At 58.1% G+C, this 17,069-nt stretch carries 13 protein-coding genes; 7 read left to right on the top strand and 6 right to left on the bottom strand.

What is annotated here, in order from left to right; genetic code table 11:
• Positions 1-40 precede the first annotated feature (40 nt).
• Complete coding sequence (locus C1N60_RS20265; protein ID WP_127834861.1) at positions 41-577, bottom strand: RNA polymerase sigma factor; 537 nt, start codon at positions 575-577, stop codon at positions 41-43.
• 5 nt (positions 578-582) lie between these two features.
• The gene (locus tag C1N60_RS20260; protein WP_127834862.1) at positions 583-1,029 is read right to left on the bottom strand and encodes a hypothetical protein; all 447 of its coding nucleotides are present in this window, start codon (positions 1,027-1,029) and stop codon (positions 583-585) included.
• Between the two features lie 173 nt (positions 1,030-1,202).
• On the opposite strand from C1N60_RS20260, the gene C1N60_RS20255 reads away from it, so the two are divergent.
• Complete coding sequence (locus C1N60_RS20255) at positions 1,203-1,787, top strand: TetR/AcrR family transcriptional regulator (RefSeq protein ID WP_021509474.1); 585 nt, start codon at positions 1,203-1,205, stop codon at positions 1,785-1,787.
• A gap of 10 nt (positions 1,788-1,797) precedes the next feature.
• On the opposite strand, the gene C1N60_RS20250 is transcribed toward C1N60_RS20255, so the two are convergent.
• Together C1N60_RS20250 and C1N60_RS20245 are read right to left on the bottom strand one after the other, a co-directional pair.
• On the bottom strand, positions 1,798-5,304 hold the full coding sequence (locus C1N60_RS20250; protein ID WP_394521901.1) for a response regulator: 3,507 nt from the start codon (positions 5,302-5,304) through the stop codon (positions 1,798-1,800).
• Positions 5,304-5,927, bottom strand: coding sequence for a response regulator (locus C1N60_RS20245; protein ID WP_127834864.1), 624 nt, complete (start codon positions 5,925-5,927; stop codon positions 5,304-5,306). The genes C1N60_RS20250 and C1N60_RS20245 overlap by 1 nt, the downstream gene beginning before the upstream one ends.
• A 504-nt stretch (positions 5,928-6,431) precedes the next feature.
• On the opposite strand from C1N60_RS20245, the gene C1N60_RS20240 reads away from it, so the two are divergent.
• The 6 genes from C1N60_RS20240 (at position 6,432) to C1N60_RS20215 (ending at position 15,329) form a co-directional block, all read left to right on the top strand.
• Complete coding sequence (locus tag C1N60_RS20240) at positions 6,432-6,725, top strand: hypothetical protein (protein WP_127834865.1); 294 nt, start codon at positions 6,432-6,434, stop codon at positions 6,723-6,725.
• An 18-nt stretch (positions 6,726-6,743) separates the two neighbouring features.
• Positions 6,744-10,049 (top strand): autotransporter outer membrane beta-barrel domain-containing protein, encoded by a 3,306-nt coding sequence (locus C1N60_RS20235; protein ID WP_394521900.1) that lies wholly within the window; start codon positions 6,744-6,746, stop codon positions 10,047-10,049.
• 291 nt (positions 10,050-10,340) lie between these two features.
• A complete protein-coding gene (locus C1N60_RS20230) occupies positions 10,341-14,021 on the top strand; it encodes an autotransporter outer membrane beta-barrel domain-containing protein (RefSeq protein WP_394521899.1) in 3,681 nt (1,226 codons plus the stop codon).
• Positions 14,022-14,123: 102 nt separating this feature from the next.
• Positions 14,124-14,468 (top strand): toxin, encoded by a 345-nt coding sequence (locus C1N60_RS20225; protein WP_141496026.1) that lies wholly within the window; start codon positions 14,124-14,126, stop codon positions 14,466-14,468.
• On the top strand, positions 14,461-14,775 hold the full coding sequence (locus C1N60_RS20220) for a helix-turn-helix domain-containing protein (RefSeq protein WP_058758775.1): 315 nt from the start codon (positions 14,461-14,463) through the stop codon (positions 14,773-14,775). Before C1N60_RS20225 ends, C1N60_RS20220 begins: the two co-directional genes overlap by 8 nt.
• A gap of 128 nt (positions 14,776-14,903) precedes the next feature.
• Positions 14,904-15,329: a thiol-disulfide oxidoreductase DCC family protein gene (locus tag C1N60_RS20215; RefSeq protein WP_264444604.1), complete on the top strand. Its 426-nt coding sequence runs from the start codon at positions 14,904-14,906 to the stop codon at positions 15,327-15,329.
• Here C1N60_RS20215 and arsC read toward each other — a convergent pair.
• Positions 15,326-15,754, bottom strand: a complete 429-nt coding sequence (gene arsC, locus C1N60_RS20210) for an arsenate reductase (glutaredoxin) (RefSeq protein ID WP_394521898.1) — start codon at positions 15,752-15,754, stop codon at positions 15,326-15,328. The two genes, C1N60_RS20215 and arsC, sit on opposite strands and share 4 nt — an antisense overlap.
• A gap of 17 nt (positions 15,755-15,771) precedes the next feature.
• Positions 15,772-17,055 (bottom strand): arsenic transporter, encoded by a 1,284-nt coding sequence (locus C1N60_RS20205; RefSeq protein WP_394521897.1) that lies wholly within the window; start codon positions 17,053-17,055, stop codon positions 15,772-15,774.
• Between the last annotated feature and the right edge of the window lie 14 nt (positions 17,056-17,069).

The following is a 17,069-nucleotide window of genomic DNA, read 5'->3' as shown; positions in this document are numbered from 1 at the left end:
CACGCAACCCGATGGCCGTTTGGCTATCGGGTTGCGCAGGTCAGGCCGTGAGTTCGTCGTACAGGCTGCGCAGCCGGGTGCGCAAAAACAGAACAGCTTTATGTTTGCGCGACAGCAGCGCCTGCACGCTGCATCCGCTCTCAGTGGCCAGATCCTGATAGCTGAAGCCGAGCAGTTCGGTCTTTTCAAATATCTCGCGCTGCGCAGCAGGCAGTTCCGCGAGCGCATCGTCCAGCTCTTCCCACAGTAGCGTCTTCAGATACTCATCCTCCGGCGTCTGCGCCACGCCAAACAGCGTTTCGGCAATTTCATCCTCGGGAAAATCCTCGTCTCCGGCGGCGTTGAACAGCGAGAGTTCGCGTTTTTTCCGCGATCGATCGGTGATCTCGTTGCGCGCGGCGCGAAACAGCCAGGCGCTGATGTTCTCCACCGGCTGTTCCACCTGCAGCAGTTTCCAGCTGATCTCCTGCAGGATATCTTCGGCCTCATCGTGCCGCTCGCTGCGGCCGCGAATAAAGGTGCTGAGCTTAGTGCGGCAGGCGCTGAGGGCCGCCAGCAGCCGCGAATCCTGCGCCATGCCGTTTACTCTGCATCCGGGGATTTGGCGGGCGCATCGTCCGCGGGCGGGCGCGGATCGTCACGCTGGCTGCGGCGATCGTGCCAGTCACAGCGTCCGCCATGATGACCACGGCCGCCAAACCGCTCGCGCCGCTGCTGCATAAAGGCTTCACGCTGCTCCGGCGTCATCTGCATCCAGCGTTCATGCATGCGGCGACGCGCCATGCCAAACATACCGGGATGGAAGCCCAGCCCGCCGAACAGGATGCGACACAGAACCAGCAGTCCCAGCGCCTGCCAGAAGCCAATACTTTTTACGCCGGTCAGTTCCGGCAGCAGCGCATTCCACAGCGACATCACCAGCAGGCCAAGGGCAGCAAACAGCACCACGCCGAGCAGCAGCGGTTTCGCCATGCGGTGATGACCAAAGTGGTGACCACGTGAATGCTGATGCCTGTTAAAATCTCTCATTGGGGTTCCTCATTACGGTGATAAACAGGGTTGGTGATGAGGTAGACGAATCAGCGACGAAAATATTGCTAAAAAAATGAAAAAAGTGCGCGCTGCGCGTCAGGCCGCTGGCTTGACTTCTTCCCTGCCTGCCAGTAGGTTGACCGATCTCTGTTGTTCTACCGGATTGCGTTATGACTGCCCGTTCCTCTAAAGCCCGCGAAATCATGGCCTGCACCCGCCAGTTGCTCACTGCCGGCGGCTATAAAAGCTTTAGCTATGCCGATATTGCCGCCCAGGTGGATATCCGCAAGGCCAGCATCCACCACCATTTTCCCGGCAAAGCCGATTTGGTGAAAGCGGTGGTGGAGGAATATCGTGCTGAGGCGCAGGCGGGCATGCAGGCGATGGATGAACAGATCAACGATCCGCTGAACGAAGTGAAAGCCTACGTCGATTACTGGGCGCACTGCATTAAAGAGGGAACTTCACCTTTCTGCATCTGCGCGATGCTGGCGGCGGAAATGCCCACGCTGCCGCCGGATGTTGCCACGGAAGTCAGCGGCCACTTCAGCGATCTCTCCGGCTGGTTAGCGCGCCAGCTGAGTAAAGGCGCCGCCAGCGGCGTTTTCCAGCTCAGCGACAGCGCTGAAAACGAAGCCAAAACTCTGATGGCCAGCGTGCACGGCGCGATGCTGGCGGCGCGGGCATTTAATAACGCCGGGATGTTTGAGCAGATTACTCATCCGCTGCTGCATAAGCTGATCAAAACCGCCTGACGGCGCACAATCAGTGCGCGCCGGCCTGGGCGGATGTGGTTTGATTACGGAACGAAGCTTCCATCCTCTCCACCAGCGTTAGCGCTTCCCGTAAATGCAGCAGGATAATTTCCCGGTCCTCCTGCATTTCCGCCAGCTCTTCCAGCATTTCGCACTGCTCCGTCAGCTGACGGATGCCGGTGACGCGCAGCGATCCGGTGATGCGATGAAACAGGCTGGCGGCAGTCGCGAGATTGCCGCTTTGTACCACGTCAATCGCCTGCGTCAGATCGGTGCGTGCTTCATTAATCACGATGTCGAGAAAATCCGCGATCGCGCCGGGACTGTTGGGCATATATTTCTCGATTTCGGCAATATCCACCCAGTCAGAAAAATCATCACCGACCGACAGCGCGCTGGCGCTGTGAATCTGGCTCAGAATCGTGGTTAACTGCGCCAGCTTAACCGGCCGGAACACGCACTCGTTCATGCCCGCTTCGAGGCAGCGCTGACGCTCGGACTGCTGCGCGTTGGCGGTGATGCCGATGATGTAGGTGCTCTTATCTTCCCGGCGGATGTTGCGCGTCATATCCAGGCCGTTCATCACCGGCATATTGCAATCGGTAATGATCACGTCTGGCTTCTGCTGCCGCCACTGCGCCAGGCCTTCTTCACCGTTGTTCGCTTCGCGGAAACTATGACCTAACAGCGTCAGCTGACGCGAAATCAGCAGGCGGTTGGCCGGATGATCGTCAATGATCAGCACATTCAGCGCGACCTGTGGCGCAGCGGGCAACGGTTCCGCGACCGGAGACGGCAGCGGGGTAGCGATATCACGCACGCTGACCGGCACGGCGACGTTGAGCACGGTGCCGACGCCGGGTTCGCTCTCCAGAGAAATGCTGCCGCCCATCAGGCGGGTGATCTCCTGGCAGATAAACAGGCCCAGCCCGGTGCCGGCGTTATCCGACAGGCCCGCCTGTTCGAACGGGCGGAACAGCGCATTTTGCGCCGCTTTATCGATGCCGCGTCCGGTATCGGCCACCTGGATCCGCAGCTCGGTATGGCTCTCCAGCGGCGTCAGACCCACCGTAACCTTCACTTCGCCCTGATCGGTGAACTTGACGGCGTTACCCACCAGATTAGACAGCACCTGGCGTACGCGACTGGCATCGCAAAACAGATCGTCATCGCCGACCGGCAGCATCAGGTTCAGGTTGATGCCTTTTTGTCGCGCCAGTCCGTCAAAGGCACAGATAACCGGACGTACCAGCGCATGCAGGCTGACCCACTGCGGCTGCAGCGTCATGCGTCCGGACTCAATTTTCGCCATATCGAGAATGTCGCCGACGATATCCATCAGGCTGACCGCCGCTTCGTGCGCCACGCGAATCAGTTCGGTATCGGCGCGGCCTTCCTGCGTCTGCAGTTCCAGCAGGCCAATCACCGCGCTGAGCGGCGTGCGAATTTCATGGCTCATGGTGGCGAGGAAGTCGCTTTTGCTCTGGCTGGCCAGCTCGGTGGCTTCGCGCGCCAGCGAAAGATCTTCCAGCAATTGCAGGTAGTCGGTGACATCCTGCCAGCCGCAAATCAGCCCTCCGCTGCCCACTTCATCGCCGGTGTACGAGGTCATCCAGTGACGGATATGGCGCTTCTGCCGCCCGTCATCAATAACAAATTCCGCCTCTTCCGGAATGTCGCCTGGCTGGATGTTTTTGTCGATCTGCTGCCACACGTGATAGAGCGGATGGCGACAGTCATACAGCGAATAGCCCAGATGGGTTTGTTCTTCCGGGGTGAAAAACTGGGTAAACGCCGGATTGGTGTGCACGATCATCCCATCCAGCGAGGCCACATAAAATGGCCGCGGCGGACCATTGATCAGGCGATCGCGCAGCTGAATTTCCTGGCGCAGCAGCGCTTTGGTGCGGCGCGTCCGTTTGACCTGCCGCATCAGCAGCACCGCCCAGACAAAGGTGACGGCGATGATAGTGGCTGCGCCCAGCGCGCCGACATAAAACTCTTTACGGTACAGCTTCCAGGTGTCGAAATGCGCGGCGGGCGTGGCCTGCCAGTGGGTTAATACATCGGTCATCATGCCGGCCGGAATGGCGGCCAGCGCTTTGTTCATGATGTCCTGCAGTTCCGGCTCGCTGCGGCTGATGCCAAAGGCGATAGCCGCTTCCTGTGCCGGTTTCAGCTCGGTTAAACGCAGTTTGCCGGGATACAGACCTTCGGAGAGATAGCGTGCGCCCACCAGCGTATTAATGGTGGCGTCGGTTTGCCCATCCGCCACCCACTGCATCGCCAGGCTGGGATTGCCAACATAATCGACTGACACATCAGGATATTTTTTCAGAAACCAGTGGGAGGCATCCTGCTCGCGTACCAGCGCGGCGCGTTTTGGCGGCCCTTCCTGCGCGGCGGTGTTGGTCACCAGCACTTCCGGCGTGAACATAAACGGTGTGGTCATCAAAAAGTCACGGCTGCGCTGCTGGCTCCAGATCAGCGGAGCGGCAATAGTGACATCGCCGCGTTTCATCCGCGCGGTCAGATCGCGACTGTCGCTGATCTCAACAAAGTTGAAGCTCAGCCCGGTGCGCATTTCAATCAGGTTGAGCAACTCCGGCACGATGCCGGTGATTTCGCCCTGCGCATTTTTGATAAAGAACGGTGCGACCAGGTCCGTGACCGCCATGTTGATTTGGCTGTGCGTCTGCAGCCAGGCCTGCTCGGTGGGCGTTAGCGCCAGCGGCGTGGTGACAAAGCGCGTGATATTAGCGATATCCCAGCGTGCAGCGATGATCTCACCGGCCGCGTGGCGCTGCAGGGCGTCAAACGCAATGCGCATCGCCCGCGCCAGCACGTGTTCTTTGCTGTTAACCACAAAGCGATACGGCGAGCTGAGATCGGGCAGAATGTGATCGATGGTCAGCGTATTCAGGTAGTTGCGTTCAATCAGGTAATAGGCTTCCACCGCCGGCACATCGGCATAGGGCAGCGTACCCATTGCGACCTGCGGCAATTGGCTGTAAGGGGAGGTTATCGCCGGGCCGGGTAAAAACTCCTGACCGGCCAGCGGGTTACTGCTGCTGCGTACCACCCGAACCGGGCTGGCTTTCAGCGCGGTTACGCTAATGGTGTCGTTAACATGCGCCGGCACCGCTTCACCGGCCGGCACAAATATCATATCCAGCTCTTCGCGCGCCAGCGCGGCAAAGGCTTCGGGCGCGGTGTCGTAATGTTTGACGCGAAAACTGATACCCAGGCTGTGCAGCGCAGCGTAAGCCGCATCGGGAATGTAGCCAAACACTCTTCCCTCAGGATTGGTGCGCAACATCGGTGGCCGATCCGGCCCATAGATGCCAATCACGCTGTCGCGCTTTTGCCCCAGCCAGTGCCAGTCGCTGTCATTGAGCATCGGCGCGGGCATCGTCGGCAAATCGTTAGGCTGATAATTAAGCTGCTGCACCGCCGCGCGCAGTGGGGCGACCAGCAGCAGCGCGCAGTACAGCGCGCACAGGAAAAAAAGTCGCATCAGTTGATCTGGTTCCGGCGGGTGAAATCGAGCAAATCCTTTTGATTTTTGAGCGATAACTTTTCCATCAGTCTGGCTTTATAGGTGCTGACCGTTTTATTGCTGAGCTTCATGCGGTTGGCAATTTTGACAATCTCGGTGCCTTCACCGAGGTAGCGCAGCACTTCGTATTCGCGATGCGACAGCAGCAGCAGCTTGTCGCTGTCCTGCACCAGCTGATCGCCCTCCGCCTGATGACTCAGGCGCAGCGGGAAAAAACCATAGCCGGACAGCACCGCGTCGACGGCATGGGTCAGATCATTGAGGTTGTTTTTTTTACTGATAAAGCCATTAGCACCGGCTTTTTTACTCTCATAAGCGTAAAATTCCGCGTTTTTTCCGCTCATCACAATCACCGGGATTAACGATCCGGCGGTGCGAAGATTCCTGACCGCTTCAATACCGCCAATGCCGGGCAGATCAATATCAATAATTGCCGCATCGGCACCATACTCTTTGACCAGGCTAAATATATTGTCGCCGTCGCCAGCCTCTGCTGAAACACGATGTCCGGCATTTTCCAGCACCAGCCGTATCGCCACGCGCACAATAGGATGATCATCAACAATAACAAAGTTAGCCATACGCACTGCCTTTCTCTTAATTAATCTGAGCACGCTCGTTCAAAAGCACACTTATATAACGGCATCTTAATCAACTCAAGACCATTCTGTTTGCAGGTGTTTATTTTTAAATGTAGTCCATAACTTACAGCTGATTACTGACTGTCTTATTTACAATATTAAAATCTCGCCTGCGACTTTTCTGCTTAGCATAAAGATTATTCACTAAGGATAAACGGCGCGAGTTTATTAAACTTAAGTGCTGAAGATTAAAGGTTCGTAAGTTTTTAAAAAGTTAACATAGCATCTGAGGGCGAAAAAATTAGTTATTAAATAACAGTGGTTTACCGTAACTCTTTGAATGGTTGATGTTATGGGTAAGTTATGAGATCTGCGCCAAGTGAATTATTTGATAAATAAATTGGTCGTTGTTGTTGTATTTAGGTGATAAACCAGACATGCAGTAATTCGGGTAAATGAATAAACGCTGAATTAACCATGCTGCATTGCGGGTTGCAATGGGAGATGTGGCGTTTATTCTCTGCGCACTCAGGTTGCGCGGAAGCATTGTTTTTGAGTTATTTAAATTTCAAGGTGAGCAAACCTGTAGTCCTCAGCCTACAGCGTAACCTGATGGTTTTTATTTGTCTGGCGATTAGTTTTGAGACAGGTCTTAAAGAGGTCAAGACCTGTCTCAACGTTAGAATTCAGCCCAATCCCGTAGCTTTAATTATTTTGCGGCATCAGGTGGAGGAGAAAATTCTTATCGCATCGCCGCCGTTTAAACCGTTAGGTCGTATCCGTCCGGGTTCGACATAATCAGAATCAGGAAAAAGCATGAACAAAAATTATCGTGTTATCTGGAATTATGCCCAGCAATGTTATGTCGTGGCCTCGGAACTGGCGCGCGGCAAAGTGAAGTCTTCCTGCTCTGGTGCAGCGACAAATAAATCATCACTGATTATTGGCGCGCTGGGCTCGGCGCTGCTGCTGGCCGGTTCACCGGCGGCGCTGGCCTCTTCTCATGGCGCAATGGTAAACGGCCCTGAGGATAAGCTGGAACTGAGCAACCAGACGCTGCAGGCGACCGGTAACGATCGTTATGGGCTGCTGGTGCAGAATGGCGGGCAGGCCAGCGCCACGGATGTCATCGTGCTCAATGATGGCAATAACGGCTACGGTGTATTCTCCACCCTTGCGTCTTCTGCGATTGAGATGACGCGCGGCAGCGTGCAAACCACGGGCGATGGCGGCTACGGCGTGGTCGCCAGCCTGACCGGCACATTAAAACTTGATGGCACCCGTGTAGAAACCAGCGGAAAAACCGCCTACGGCGCCTACGCTTCTTCGGCCGGTATCATTAACAGCCAGAACGCAGACTATATAACGCACGGCGACAGTGCCTATGGTGTTTATTCGCGCGCTGCGGGTTCGCTGATCGATATCACAGGCGGCAGCGTCACCACCAGTGGCACCAAGGCTTATGGTTTGGTGGCGGGTTCCGGCGGCAGCCTGACTGCGGATGGCGTAAATGTGGTCACCCATGGCGACCAGTCCTTTGGTGTTTTTGCTAACCTGGCCGGGACAGAAGTTACGCTGGCAGGCGGAGCAGTAACGACCAGCGGTACCAATGCCTACGGTCTGGCAGCGATTTCCGGTGGCAAACTCAACGCCAGCGGCGTGCAGGTTGCGACCGGCGGGCAGGATGCCCACGGTCTGTACGTCGGTGGCTCGGGGACGATGACCGCCTCAGATGCCCACGTCAGCACTTCTGGCCGGAATGCACACGGCGGCTACGCCAGCGGCGAGGGTTCTGTGCTCAACGTGGACAACAGTACATTTGTGGTTACTGGCACCGGTGCTAATGGCCTGCTTGCAGATCCAAAATCGACGCTGAATGCGTCGAACTCTGAAATAGAAGTTACCGGCAATGGTTCAGGCGTGGCCGCCAGTGGTTCCGGAACGGTGCTCAGTCTCTCTGACAGCCGAATCAACATCGGCCAGGATGGCGGATACGCTGCTTTAAGCAATTACAGTGCAACCACCAACCTGAAAAACGTTAATATTATCACTGATGCGGACAATGCAGCCCTGGCTCCAGGATATTCAGGCAATATCAATGCTGAGAATGTTTCCATACTGGCGCGCAGCGGCGGTTACGGCATTGAAGTTCAGGACGGAGGCACATTTAAGGGTAATAACGTTACCATTGAAAAAAGCGGCACAGATTCTCAAGGCTTTAACGCAGCCATCAACATGCTGAATTTATATTATCCGGATCCACGGAATACTCTTTCCCTGAGCGATTCCGATATTAATGTGTCCGGCGAAAACGCCACCGGTATTCTATCGCAGTATCAAACCACGCTGGCGGATATAAAACTGGCGAATACCGCCATCACCGCGACCGGCGGCACCGCCGTCAACGTGCTGACCGGCACCAGCATGCATATCGACGCCGATAATTCGCTGCTGAGCGGCAGCATGCTGCTGAAAACCGGCTATGACACAGCAGAAGGTTCGACCGCTGGCTCGGTGGTGCTGAACGGCAGCAACCACTCGCTGTTCGTCGGTGACGTGGACATTGACCGCAGCCAGACCACCGCCAGCCAGATCAACCTGAGCGGCAGCTCGGTGTGGACTGGCGCCTCCAGCGGCCTGAATACGCTGACGCTCAGCGACAACAGCCAGTGGAATATCATGGACAACAGCAGCGTCGATGCGCTGACCGCGAACAACAGCGTGATCAACGTGGCGCACAACACCGCGAACTTCACGGTGCTGACTGTTAACGGCAACTACACGGCGGACAACGCCACGCTGGTGATGAATGCGGCGCTGGGCGGCGACACCTCGGCCACCGACCGGCTGCACGTGCTGGGTGACGTCAACGGCAACACCGACGTGGTGGTGAACAACGCCGGCGGCAGCGGCGCGCAGACCATTCAGGGCCTGCAACTGATTCAGGTGGACGGCGCGACCAACGGCGAATTCCGTCAGAAAGGGCGTATTGTCGCCGGTGCCTATGACTACAACCTGGTAAAAGGCGCGGATCAGCACGGCTGGTATCTGGTGAGCGACAAAAACGGCAGCGAGACCGATCCGGTTAATACCGATCCGGTGACCGCACCGGGCGAAGGCACCGGCGGTGACATCATCGCGCCGCCGGCGGAGCAGCACAATATGATCGTGCGCCCGGAAGCGGCGAGCTACAGCGCCAACATCGCGGCGGCCAACACGCTGTTCGCCACCAGCATGGACGACCGCCCGGGCGTCACGCAGTACACGGACGCGAACGGCCGGCAGCAGCACACCCGCCTGTGGCTGCGCAACAGCGGCGGCCACAACCACCAGAAAGACAGCAGCGGCCAGCTGAAAACCGACACCAACCGCTACGCCATCCAGCTGGGCGGTGACCTGGCGACCGGTACGCTGACCGGCGCGGACAGCCTGCGCCTCGGCGCGATGGCCGGCTACGGCAACGCGCAGAGCAAATCGCGCTCGGCGGTGAGCGGCTATCAGTCGCGCGGTCAGGTGCACGGCTACAACCTGGGCATTTACGGCACCTGGCAGCAGAACGCGGCCGAGCGCAGCGGCGCGTTTATCGACAGCACGCTGAGCTACAGCTGGTTCGACAACAGCATCAAGGGCGAGGACATCGGCGAGGAGTCCTACAAGTCTAAGGGCATCCTGGCGTCGCTCGCCGGCGGCTACAGCGCCGAAGTGGCGACGCTCTCCGAGTCGACCGGCTTCTGGCTGCGTCCGCAGGCGATGCTGAACTGGCAGGGCGTGAAGGGCGATGACCTGACGGAAGGCAATGGCACCCGCGTACGCGGCACCGGTGAAAATAACCTGCAGAGCCACGTCGGCGTGCGCGCCTCACTGCGCTCCGGGCTGGAGCAGGGGCGCAGCGTGGAGCCGTACGTCGAGGCCAGCTGGGTGCACAACACCCGCGCGCTGGGCACCTCAATGAACGGCGTTACCATCCATCAGGCCGGCACGCGCAACGCCGGTGAGCTGAAGCTGGGCGTCGATGCCACGCTGAATGCCAACGTCAACCTGTGGGGCGGCGTAGCGCAGCAGCTGAGCAGCCACAGCTACAGCGACACCAGCGCCATCGCCGGCGTGAAGGTCAGCTTCTGATGACAGACGGCTCCCGCAACGGGGGCCGCTTTTTTTATCCCTGCCATTTACCCTCGCCCTCAGCAGTCTTCTTCTGCAGCCAGTTTTTCTCCTCTGCAATGCACGATTTATTGATCCTGAACATAGCGCAACAGCTTACTTTTTGTAGTCCGGCGACTACAGCCGCCTGCCGGTGCTCTCATGTTCACCCCCTGACGATTTTGCGAAGATTTTTTCATCGGCCACTTCAGGCTGAACGGCAGAAAGAGATTTAAGCCGCAAGATTTTGATTGAATCCGGGTCAGGAAAATTATGAACAAAAGTTATCGCGTTATCTGGAATTATGCCCTGCAATGTTATGTCGTCACCTCTGAACTGGCGCGCGGCAAAGTCAAATCATCCTGTTCAGGTATAGCGGCGGGTAAATCACGACTGGTCAGCGGTGCGCTGGGTTCGGCGCTGCTGCTGGCCGGTGCACCGATGGCGCTGGCCTCTGACCATGGCGCACTGGTAAACGGCCCGGAGGAGAAGCTGGAACTGAGCAACCAGACGCTGCAGGCAACCGGTAACGATCACTATGGACTGCTGGTGCAGAACGGCGGACAGGCCAGCGCCACAGATGTGACCGTGCTCAACGATGGCAATAACGGCTACGGTGTCTTCTCCACCCTGGCGTCTTCAGCGACTGAAATGACGCGTGGCAGCGTGCAAACCACGGGCACCGGCGGCTACGGCGTGGTCGCCAGCAGGACTGGCACCTTAAAACTCAATGGCACCCGCGTGGAAACCACCGGACAGGCCGCCTACGGCGCCTATGCCTCTTCGGCCGGGATCATTAACAGCCTGAACGCAGACTATGTTACGCACGGTGACAGTGCCCACGGTGCTTATTCCCGCGCCACCGGTTCGCTAATCGATTTAACCGGCGGCAGCGTCACCACTGGCGGTGCGAAAGCCTACGGTCTGTTCGCAGGCTCCGGCGGCCAACTTAATGCCAGCGATGTGCAGGTGAGCACCAGCGGCGATCAGTCTTATGCTGTGATGGCCACAGACAAAAACAGTGAACTGACGATGACGGGCGGCAAAGTGACCACGACCGGCACCAAAGCCTACGGTCTGGCCGCGGGTACCGGCAGCAAACTCAATGCCAGCGGCGTGCAGGTCACCACCAGCGGTAACCAGTCGAATGGCGTGACTGCAAACAATGCCGGTACGGAAGTGAACCTGGATAACAGTACGTTCGAAACCGCCGGAGCAAGTGCTTTTGGTCTGTATGCCGGCAGCGCTTCAGCCTTAAATGCCAGAAACGTAAAGGTCAGCACCAGCGGTAACCAGTCGAATGGAGTGACTGCAAACAATGCCGGTACGCAAGTGAACCTGGATAACTGTACGTTCGAAACCACCGGAGCAAGTGCTTTTGGTCTGTATGCCGGCAGCGCTTCAACCTTAAATGCCAGAAACGTAAAGGTCACCACCAGCGGTGATAAGGCACACGGCGCAGTCACGGAAAGTGCAGGCACAGTATTAACCATAAGTGGCGGGGAAGTGGCAACGACCGGACAGGGTGCGCATGGCTTATATGCCAGAACCGGCTCGACACTGAACGTCAGCGATGAGCAGGTCGGCACTTCTGGCCGGAATGCACACGGCGGCTACGCCAGCGGCGAGGGCACTGTGCTGAACGTGGACAATAGTTCATTTGCAGTGAGCGGCGCAGGCGCTAATGGCCTGAATGCAGACGCAAAATCGACGCTGAATGCCTCAAATGCTGACATAAAAGTCACCGGCAGTGGCTCAGGCGTGGCCGCCAGTGGTTCCGGAACGGTCCTCAGTCTCTCTGACAGCCGAATCAACATCGGCCAGAATAGCGGATACGCTGCTTTAAGCAATTACAGTGCAACCATCAACCTGAAAAACGTTAATATTATCACTGATGCGAACAATGCAGCCCTGGCTTCAGGATATTCAGGCAATATCAAAGCTGAGAATGTTTCCATACTGGCGCGCAGCGGCGGTTACGGTATTGAAGTTCAGGACGGAGGCACATTTAAGGGTAATAACGTTACCATTGAAAAAAGCGGCACAGATTCTCAAGGCTTTAACGCAGCCATCAACGTGCTGAATTTATATTATCCGGATCCACGGAATACTCTTTCCCTGAGCGATTCCGATATTGATGTATCCGGCGAAAACGCCACCGGTATTCTATCGCAGTATCAAACCACGCTGGCGGATATAAAACTTTCGAATACCCGCGTCACCGCCACCGGCGGCACCGCCGTTAACGTGCTTACCGGCACCAGTATGAATATCGACGCGGATAATTCAGTGCTGAGCGGCAGCACGCTGCTGAAAACCGGCTATAACACAGCAGAAGGTTCGACCGCCGGCTCGGTGGTACTGAACGGCAGCAACCGCTCGCTGTTTGAAGGCAACGTAGACATTGACCGCAGCCAGACCACCGACAGCCAGATCAACCTGAGCGGCAGCTCGGCGTGGACCGGTGCGTCATCCGGCCTGCACACGCTGACGCTCAGCGACAACAGCCAGTGGAACATCACCGGCAACAGCAGCGTCGACGCGCTGAGCGCCAGCAACAGTACGCTGAACTTCACCCACGACGGCGCCGGCTTCAGCACCCTGACGGTCAACGGTAACTACAGCGGCGACAACAGCACGCTGGTGATGAACGCGGCGCTGGGCGACGACCACTCCGCCAGCGATAAACTGCACATCCTCGGCGACAGCAGCGGCAGCACCGACGTGGTGGTCAACAACGCCGGCGGCAGCGGCGCGCAGACTATCCAGGGCCTGAACATCATTCAGGTGGACGGCGCTAACAACGGCGAGTTCCGTCAGAAAGGGCGTATTGTCGCCGGTGCCTATGACTACAACCTGGTGAAGGGCGCGGATCAGCACGGCTGGTATCTGGTGAGTGACAAAAACGGCAGCGAGCCCGATCCGGTGGTGACGCCGGGCGAGGGCGAAGGCGGCCAGATCGTCGAGCCACCGGTAAATCAGCACAACATGATCGTGCGTCCGGAAGCGGCGAGCTACAGCGCCAACCTGGCGGCGGCCAACACGCTGTTTACCACCAGCATGGACGACCGTCCGGCGGAAACCTTCTACACCGACGCGAACGGCCAGCGGCAGAGCACGCGCCTGTGGCTGCACAACAGCGCCGGCCACAGCCGGGTGAAAGACAGCAGCGGTCAGCTGAAGTCCGACACCAACCGCTACGCCATCCAGCTGGGCGGCGACGTGGCGAGTGGCACGCTGACCGGCAGCGACAGCCTGCGCCTCGGCGCGATGGCCGGCTACGGCAACGCGCAGAGCAAATCGCGCTCGGCGGTAAGCGGCTACCAGTCGCGTGGTCAGGTGAACGGCTACAGCCTGGGTGTGTACGGCAGCTGGCAGCAGAACGCGGCAGAGCAGAGCGGTGCATTTGTTGACAGCTCGCTGAGCTACGGCTGGTTTAACAACAGCGTGAAGGGCGACGACATCGGCCAGCAGTCGTATAAATCCAAAGGCATCAGCGCGTCGCTGGCCGGCGGCTACCGCGCCGAAGTGGCAACGCTGAGCGACAGCACCAGCCTGTGGCTGCGTCCGCAGGCGCAGCTGAACTGGCAGGGCGTGAAGGCGGACGACGTGAAAGAGCAGAACGGCAGCCGCGTGCAGGGCACCGGTCAGGACAACCTGCAGAGCCGCCTGGGCGTGCGCGCCTCGCTGCGCACGCTGCTCGACCCGCAGTCGCAGAGCGCCATCGAGCCGTACGCCGAGGCGAACTGGCTGCACAACAGCAAGGCGTTCGGCACCGCGCTGAACGGCGTCAACATCCAGCAGGCGGGCACGCGTAACGCCGCCGAGGTGAAGCTGGGCGTGGACGCGCGGCTGAACGCGAACGTCAATCTGTGGGGCGGCGTGGCGCAGCAGCTGGGCAACCACAGCTACAGCGACACCAGCGCGGTGGCGGGCGTGAAAGTCAGCTTCTGATGATAAACGGCTCTCGTACGGGGGCCCTTTCTTTTTTACTTGAGTTGAACTATCCCCAATATGGGGATATGATGTCCCTTAGATGGGGACAGGGAAAGGGCCATGCAAGCGACGTTTATTGAGCTTTCCAGCTTTCAGAAATACCGGGCAGATTACCTGAGCGACGATCAATTCAGGCTGTTTCAGAATATGTTGCTGGCCGACCCCGAAAAGGGCGACGTCATTCCCGATACGGGCGGGCTTCGTAAAGTTCGTTTCAGGGATGAACGCCGGAACAAGGGATCGCGGGGCGGGATTAGAGTTATCTATTACTGGACGAATGAAAAAGGCCAGTTCATCCTGTTCAGCATATATGATAAAGATCAACGCGACGATCTGACCAAACAACAGCGCGATGCCCTGGCGGAGGCGCTGAACGTGATCAAAAAGGGGCTGAGACATGACTGAACGCGATATTTTCAGTGAGCTGATGGCGGGTATGCAGGAGCTGAAAGACCACCAGGACGGAAAAATCACGCTCAAGACCTATAAGGTCAGTAAGCGCGCGCCTGTCACCATTGCGCCGCAGGAGCTGCGCGACGTGCGCGAAAAGCTTAACCTGTCACAGGCCGTTTTTGCGCACTATCTTCACACGGGCGAAACCACCTATCAGAACTGGGAGCAGGGCAGGGCAAAACCTAACGCTCAGGCCGTACTGCTGATTCGCATGGTGCAGCAAAATCCTGAAACACTGCAGACTCTCGCGCAATTCTGATGCGCCTGAAACCGCGCTCACCAGCGCGGTGGCGGGCGTGAAAGTCAGCTTCTGATAAGTGACATATAATAGAACCGGTGGGGCGTGTCGCCTCACCGGTATTTTTGTATCTGTAATGCGGAGGTCAGGTGTCATTATCCGTGCAACCCGAGTCCGGCCAGTCGATCATTCTTTATGATGGACAATGCAAGCTGTGTAATGCCTGGGTGATTTTTCTGCTGCGCCACCGCCTGCCGCGCGATTATCACTTTGCAGCGATCCAGAGCGAGCGCGGCAAACAGCTGCTGCAGCGCGCCGGATTACCGCAAGCTAACATCCGCACCATCGTGTTACTGCGCGATGGGCAGCACTGGCTGCGCGCGCAGGCTATCTGTCGCATTATGCACTCGCTGCCCTGGCCGTGGCGCGCCTGCGGCGTTCTGCGTTATCTGCCGGACGGGCTCACTAACCTGATCTACAACCTGATTGCCCGCAATCGCTATCGCCTGTTTGGCCGTTATGACCAGGTACACGCGATTGAAGCAGATTATCCCGGACGATTTCTGACCGACTAAAGACTGACGCGCCGGCCCTGCGCATCAATCACCACCTCACCATCCTCTTTAGTAAACGGACCGCGCTGCGCATCGGGCAGGATATCCAGCACCTGCTCAGAAGGACGGCACAGACGCGTTCCCAGTGGCGTCACCACAATCGGGCGGTTGATGAGAATCGGCTGCGCCAGCATGGCATCCAGCAGTTGCTCATCGCTCAGCGTTTCACGTACGGGCCCCAGCGCCTGCCAGGCGTCGGTGTTTTGACGCACCAGCGCGCGCAGACCAATCCCCATGGCGTCGATCAATTGCTGCAGCGTTTCACGCGTGGGTGGCGTAACCAGATAAAGCACAATGGTGGGCTCGACGCCGCTGTTGCGAATCAGTGCCAGCATATTGCGCGAGGTGCCGCAGTCCGGGTTGTGATAGATGGTAATGTTAGTCATTGTCAGTCTCTTAACGGTCAAAGGGAAAGGCGCAGCGCCAGAGCTGCCAGCGTCACGGCCAGCACCGGTAACGTCAGGGTGATGCCGACGCGAAAATAGTAGCCCCAGCTGATGCGAATCTCTTTTTGCGCCAGTACGTGCAGCCATAGCAGCGTTGCCAGACTGCCAATCGGAGTGATTTTCGGACCCAGATCGCAGCCGATAATGTTGGCGTAAATCATCGCCTCGCGCACTACGCCCTGCGCCGTGCTGGCATCAATCGCCAGGGCGCCCACCAGCACCGTCGGCATATTATTCATGATGGAGGAGAGCAGGGCGCTGAAGAAGCCGGTGGCAAACGTTGCGCCCCACAGGCCAGTGGAAGAAAAATCGTTGAGCAAGCCGGTGAGCCAGACGGTCAGCCCGGCGTTGCGCAAACCATACACCACCAGGTACATGCCGAGCGAAAACACCACAATCTGCCACGGAGCGCTGCGCAGCACTTTACGCGTATCAATCACCTGACCCCTCCGCGCCACCAGCCACAGCATCAGTGCGCCTGCGGCGGCCACGGCACTCACCGGTACGCCCAGCGGCTCAAGGGCAAAAAAGCCAGCCAGCAATAAGAGCAGCACCAGCCACCCCGCGCGGAAAGTAGCTCGATCCCGAATTGCCGCCGCAGGCGACGTCAGCCGGGCGCGATCGTAGCTGAGCGGTAGCTCTTTGCGGAAAAACAGGTGCAGCATCAGCAATGTCGCCAGCACCGCCGCCAGCGTGACCGGCACCATCACAGCGGCGTAATCGCCAAAGCCGATCCGGAAATAGTCGGCCGAGACGATGTTAACCAGATTGGACACCACCAGCGGCAGGCTGGCGGTATCGGCGATGAACCCGGCCGCCATGACAAACGCCAGCGTGGCCCCCCGGCTGAAACCCAGCGCCAGCAGCATCGCGATCACGGTAGGCGTCAGAATCAGCGCGGCGCCGTCATTGGCAAACAGCGCGGCGACTGCGGCGCCCAGCAGGATAATAAAGGAGAACAATTTTTTACCGCTGCCACCGCCCCAGCGCGCCACGTGCAGTGCCGCCCAGGCAAAAAAGCCGGCCTCATCAAGCAGCAGGCTGATGATGATCACCGCGATAAAGGTGGCGGTGGCGTTCCAGACAATCTGCCACACCGCCGGGATATCGCCGGGATGCACCACGCCCGTCAGTAGCGCCAGAAGCGCGCCGGCGCTGGCACTCCAGCCAATGCCCAGCCCGCGCGGTTGCCAGATCACCAGCAGTAAAGTAATGGCGAAAATAGTCCCTGCCAGTAACATGTTTCCTCCGGAAA

Source organism: Pantoea sp. SGAir0184, assembly GCF_043544755.1.
The sequence above is the reverse complement of the archived record's forward strand: the minus strand, read 5'-3'. Positions and strand labels throughout refer to the sequence as shown.

Bases quoted from the DNA above. Each gene is read 5' to 3' on its own strand.
- C1N60_RS20265 (WP_127834861.1), bottom strand. From the start codon at position 577: ATGGCGCAGGATTCGCGGCTGCTGGCGGCCCTCAGCGCCTGCCGCACT.
- C1N60_RS20260 (WP_127834862.1), bottom strand. From the start codon at position 1,029: ATGAGAGATTTTAACAGGCATCAGCATTCACGTGGTCACCACTTTGGT.
- C1N60_RS20255 (WP_021509474.1), top strand. From the start codon at position 1,203: ATGACTGCCCGTTCCTCTAAAGCCCGCGAAATCATGGCCTGCACCCGC.
- C1N60_RS20250 (WP_394521901.1), bottom strand. From the start codon at position 5,304: ATGCGACTTTTTTTCCTGTGCGCGCTGTACTGCGCGCTGCTGCTGGTC.
- C1N60_RS20245 (WP_127834864.1), bottom strand. From the start codon at position 5,927: ATGGCTAACTTTGTTATTGTTGATGATCATCCTATTGTGCGCGTGGCG.
- C1N60_RS20240 (WP_127834865.1), top strand. From the start codon at position 6,432: ATGTGGCGTTTATTCTCTGCGCACTCAGGTTGCGCGGAAGCATTGTTT.
- C1N60_RS20235 (WP_394521900.1), top strand. From the start codon at position 6,744: ATGAACAAAAATTATCGTGTTATCTGGAATTATGCCCAGCAATGTTAT.
- C1N60_RS20230 (WP_394521899.1), top strand. From the start codon at position 10,341: ATGAACAAAAGTTATCGCGTTATCTGGAATTATGCCCTGCAATGTTAT.
- C1N60_RS20225 (WP_141496026.1), top strand. From the start codon at position 14,124: ATGCAAGCGACGTTTATTGAGCTTTCCAGCTTTCAGAAATACCGGGCA.
- C1N60_RS20220 (WP_058758775.1), top strand. From the start codon at position 14,461: ATGACTGAACGCGATATTTTCAGTGAGCTGATGGCGGGTATGCAGGAG.
- arsC (WP_394521898.1), bottom strand. From the start codon at position 15,754: ATGACTAACATTACCATCTATCACAACCCGGACTGCGGCACCTCGCGC.
- C1N60_RS20205 (WP_394521897.1), bottom strand. From the start codon at position 17,055: ATGTTACTGGCAGGGACTATTTTCGCCATTACTTTACTGCTGGTGATC.